Origin of the sequence: Microvirga sp. Mcv34 (assembly GCF_024519725.1) — a bacterium.
In the GTDB taxonomy this organism is placed as follows: Bacteria; Pseudomonadota; Alphaproteobacteria; order Rhizobiales; family Beijerinckiaceae; genus Microvirga.
In genome coordinates this window covers 14,710-19,395 of sequence record NZ_JALJRK010000081.1, presented here as the reverse complement: position 1 = coordinate 19,395, position 4,686 = coordinate 14,710, and the positions used below count along the sequence as shown (strand labels likewise).

Annotated in this window: 3 protein-coding genes and 1 pseudogene; all 4 read right to left on the bottom strand. The window is 61.0% G+C overall.

Annotated features, from left to right (window positions below):
• Nucleotides 1-320, bottom strand: a pseudogene (locus OC446_RS25035) (hypothetical protein); the annotation flags it as partial.
• Nucleotides 321-334: 14 nt separating this feature from the next.
• Nucleotides 335-877: a helix-turn-helix domain-containing protein gene (locus tag OC446_RS25030; RefSeq protein ID WP_262031727.1), complete on the bottom strand. Its 543-nt coding sequence runs from the start codon at nt 875-877 to the stop codon at nt 335-337.
• 514 nt (nt 878-1,391) lie between these two features.
• Complete coding sequence (locus OC446_RS25025) at nt 1,392-3,419, bottom strand: AAA family ATPase (protein WP_262031726.1); 2,028 nt, start codon at nt 3,417-3,419, stop codon at nt 1,392-1,394.
• Nucleotides 3,416-3,952: a hypothetical protein gene (locus tag OC446_RS25020; RefSeq protein ID WP_262031725.1), complete on the bottom strand. Its 537-nt coding sequence runs from the start codon at nt 3,950-3,952 to the stop codon at nt 3,416-3,418. The genes OC446_RS25025 and OC446_RS25020 overlap by 4 nt, the downstream gene beginning before the upstream one ends.
• Nucleotides 3,953-4,686: the final 734 nt, after the last annotated feature.

Genomic DNA, 4,686 nt, shown 5'->3' with positions numbered 1-4,686 from the left:
TCCCAGCGCGGATGCGCGAGCAGGAACAGCAGCACGTCCGTCGTGCGATGCGAGCCCAGATTGTCGAGGATCGCGTACACCCGCTCGGTCGTGCGCGGGATCCAGCTCTCAACGTGCTCCAGGAAGTCGACCCAATGCGCCCCGCCGCGTCCAGGATAGGGATGGGTGAAGGCCTCGCCCGTTGTGGGACAAAACGCACCAAAGATGTATCCCTTGGCGCGGCGGCCGTAATCGACCTCCTGGCGGGCCCGTTCGGCCGGTTGTGTCTTTGTCTGCACCAGCGCACGACCCGTGTAGCTCTTGGCGCTCACTGGTCCCATCTCGTCCAGGCAGATCACAACACTGCCCGCAGGCGGTGCAGTGTAGAGCGTTTCGATCTTCCCCTTTTTTCGGCGAACGCCGGATCCACCCGCTCGCCGAACCAGGTCTCGTGTTTGCGCCAGCGCAAGCCCTCGTGCAGCAGGATTTCGTCAATGCGGCTGCGCTGCATCGCAATCCCCTTGGCCTCATGCAGGTAGGCGGCCAGTCGATCCAGTGTCCAGGCCGCAAACGGCAGCCCCAGCGTCTGAGGCTTGGTCAACGCGCTGGCAATCACGGTGGCTGTCTGCTCGGGCGTGTAGGTTGGTTGGCGACCCGAGCGATGTCGGTCCTTGAGCGCTTCCAAACCCTCGGCATTGAAGCGGCGGATGCGCTTGCGCACGGTCTCACCATCCAGGCCCACGCGAGCTGCAATCGCCGCGGCGCTGTCGCCGCGACTGGCACACCAGATGATCTGAGCGCGTTGCACCCTCTGGGCCGGAGCGGTATGTGAGTGAGCCAAGCGCTTGACGGTCGCGCGTTCGTCCGCGGTTAAGTCCCGTAAGCAAACTGCTGCCATGGGTCGCCTCCGCTACTGGATCAGCGGGAGACGCCATTATACCCCTCTACCTGCCGGATGCACCACTAAGGTGGTATGTGGATGACGTCGTTGACATGACGAAAGATCCTACAGCTAATTCCATAATGTTTGTTACCGGTCTTTCTCGTGTGTAGGCGCCAAGTTAAAATGTCCCACCGTAGCAAACTAGGAATGTCACACTCCCCTGAACCAACGTGCATGGGAGTGTGGCATGGGCTGGGTGGAGATGAGCGAACGGGAGCTTCGCCGCGCTGAGGTGCTGGCATCGGTATTGGCAGGCCGCCTGACGATGACTGTGGCGGCCAGCCTCATAGGCGTCACGTATTGAGCGCGTGCCAGCACAACTCGACACAATTCTTGTCTAGCATGAGAAGCGCTATGTCGCGCAGCAACTGGCGCTCTCCTATGGCAGCAAGCGGATTGTTCTAAGCGAAGCGCCGGTGATTGCTGGATTAATTGGAAAGCATGTGCAGAATACGTACTTCCATTGTCGCTATCCCGCGCGTGATTGATTACTTCCCGGCACGAGGGCTCTCGATATCATCGGTGACAAATCTTTTTCGCGCAGCTTAGACAATGCGCCATCACTATCCGGCCCCAAGGTAACCCGCTTCGCTTGGCCTGAGCGCTGGACTGGGAGCCGACGGCAAAGTAGGTCCGCCAAAGCAGCATCCTCGACAGCGCAGACAATCTGCCGGCCGTCGGCTACAAGTTGCGCCACCACTTCAGCCAAGTGGACCGTCCTGAAGTCATCGACGTGCTGTACAGGATCGTCGAGAAGGATTGAGCGCCATCGGCTCCAGGCCAGCGACGCATTCACTGACAGAAGGAAGGCCAGGCCCGTAGCCCGCCGCTGTCCGCTCGAGAAGAGGAATTGAGGATTCAGGTTCTCGCCGACCTGCAACTTCAGGAAACGCTTCACGTCGCCCCGGATTGAATACTCGATATCGCGCCAGACGGGGTGCGGGCGTAAACGGCGGTAGAGCTCGGACATCAGCGGGAGGACCCGATCAAGCCGTCGGTCGAGCGTTTCGCTTGCGGCCCGGCGCGCCGCATCGTGGATGGCGGAGGCATTCGCCTCGGCCCTGCGAGCGCGCCCGAATTTCTCCTGCTCCCGGGCCAGCAACGCCTTAGCCTCCACCTCGGCGTGTAGGGCGCGTTCTAACTCCCCGCTAAGACGGAGCGTTTCCAGAATCCTCAGATCCTGACGCGCGGCGCTGACGGAACTTCTGATCTCTGACTGGCGTCCCACAAGCTCATCGGGTCCAAAAGTATCGGCAATTCCAAGAATGTTCCGGTCGTGATCGAAGGATTGCATGAAAGCGCGAATCTGCTCGGACGCCGCTTTGCTCGTAGCTACAGCACGCTCGGTGCTGGCGAGCCGAGCCTCCGCAGCCTTCACCGATTGTTCGCGCTGCTCCTCGCGAGCGGCAGCGTCGTCCAAGCGCGCCGCTATTGCTTCTGCGACTGCCAAGCCTTCATCAAACTCGGTGTGCGACTGGCCCTTGGCGCAGAGCGGGCAACATCCGTCTTTCAAGCCGATGGTGCGGCCAAGGGAAACCAACTGGATCAGATGCCGCGCTTCCGCCGCAAGTGCGGATGAGGGCAACGCGTCTGAGCCTTCAGTGATAAGGTTATCCAATGCAGCCCTTGCAGCATCCCGCTCACTTCTAATCTGCTGCTCAGCGGCTTCAAGTTCTGTGAGGCGCAAGCGACCATGGGCCGCTTCGGTCCAGCGGTTGGTCAGACTCTCCAACGCGTCTGCCCGTGCATTCAGGGACGCAATGCGATCACGCACGGGTCCTATGAGTCGATCCGGCGACGCCTGCGTCTCCGCGAAGGCCCTTAAACGGCGGACGGCCTCAGACATGACTTCGTCGGCGACGATGTTCGCCCGCACTTCGTCAATACGTCGTGCAGCTTGAGAAACAGCGCTGTTGGCGGCGTTAACTGCCTCCTGTGCGGCGCTCGTCCGACGCTTCGCTGCAGTCAGGAGCTGGTGGGCCTTAGCGATCCACTCGTCGGCGTCGTTAGCACCTAGGGCGTCACGCAGGAGCGCGTAGCGTTCCGTTTCCTTCAGGTCGAGACTGAGCCCTGCAATGTGTTCGTCACGAATGATAGAGGCTGAGCAAAGCTGCTCCAGGGGCGCAGGCGGAGCCAGCTCGCTATCGCAGAGCTGCCCAGACACGATCGCTAGCTGCTGCTGGTCCGGCTCTCCGAACTGAGTACGGCGGATACTGACGACTTTACCACCGACCTCGAAGCCGACGTCCACATAGCGATCTTCTGGTGCGGGCCCTTGGCCGGTCCACCAGATGTAGTCAGCGACGGTCTGACCAGACGCTTTGGCGTCTTTGTACTTGCTCAGGGTTCCAGTGAGAGCGAACTCTATTGCGTCGAAAACAGTGCTTTTTCCCACACCGTTGCGACCGTCGATAATCGTGAAGCTCTCGGCAAACTCGATCCGGACGGGCTTGCGGTATCCACGAAAACCACACACGTCGACATAGGCAAGTCTCATGGCGTTTCCTCCAGAACCTGCATGATCGCGGTTTCGTCCGCACCTGAGAAGAACGCTTCGAGGGCCCTCGGCGGCAGCTCAGTGGTACGCAAGCGTATCTCCTCGACCATGTCGACCGCATCCAGCTTGGGAGCAGCCTGCAAAGGAAGCAGCGGCAGAAGGACAGCCCTAAGGTCGGACATGTCGGCAATCCCAGCGCGGGCGATCTTTCGGGTCCCGATGAGGCTCTCCTCAATAGTCCCGAGAACAGTAGATTGGGCGAAACTCGCCTCCTGGTGGGCCAACAGCACCGTGTAGGCGTTCCATGCCTTCTGGCCAGCGCGGCGCAGGCCCAACTGGTGGGCTGCAACGGCACGGTCGGAGTCGTTCTCCCATGAGGTCACCAAGCTGGCTGGATCGTCATAGACGAACAGGAACCCGAGGACAGTAGCGTTCTCAAATATCAGGAACTGCGTGTCACCGGATGCACTCCGGTCTGTGGTGAAGCCATTCTCGCCTAGGATTTCCGCGCTTGCTTCGATGATATCAATCACAGCTTGAGCTCCTCAACGGCTTCAGGACGGGTGAGCCAACGGCTCGGAGTGCTCCGAATGATCGTCGGTGTCGTTCCGTCCCGCACGATGTCGGACGGCAGGGCTTGGGCCTCCGCACCGACAGCGATGACAATGTCAGGCGCGACTGCCGGTGCCGTTTCGCGCTCAAACTCAGCTTTCACGCGATGAAGTGCCTGATTCGGGGTGCGCAGGACGCGAATGCGGCGACCGTCCATCGACCAGTATGAACCGTCGGGGGTCGCACCGCCAGCCCTCAATTGGATGAGCGTCAGACCGAGCAAAGCCTCCTGAGGAGGGTCACGATCGCAGGCAGGCTTTCCCGGCCCGCGGCCTTCCAGGTCGCGCCGGGCCAACCACAGCGCATCATTGTCGACCTCCGGTGCCTTCAGCCAGGCATCAATCGGAGCGGCACCTGTCGTCTCGGCATAGGCCTCTTTGCCTGACCACAGTACGCGACGCACGAACGACTTTGAGAACTCCAGGCGCAGCCTGTCGAGGAAGTCCGATCCGGATGCGGCAACGTGATGGAACTCGGATGTCGCCCGTTGGCCAAGCGCGTAGAGGGCAGGGGCCTTCGTCTCAAACGTAGCAGTGTTCGCCGGATCGACCACGATGACGCGCGAGGGACGCACCGCTCCGAGTGCCCGCTCCAAGATGGCGTTGAGGTAGGACCAGTCGGACCAATAGCCGACGATAACAAGATCGCGGTCGAG

Bases quoted from the DNA above. Each gene is read 5' to 3' on its own strand.
- OC446_RS25030 (WP_262031727.1), bottom strand. From the start codon at position 877: ATGGCAGCAGTTTGCTTACGGGACTTAACCGCGGACGAACGCGCGACC.
- OC446_RS25025 (WP_262031726.1), bottom strand. From the start codon at position 3,419: ATGAGACTTGCCTATGTCGACGTGTGTGGTTTTCGTGGATACCGCAAG.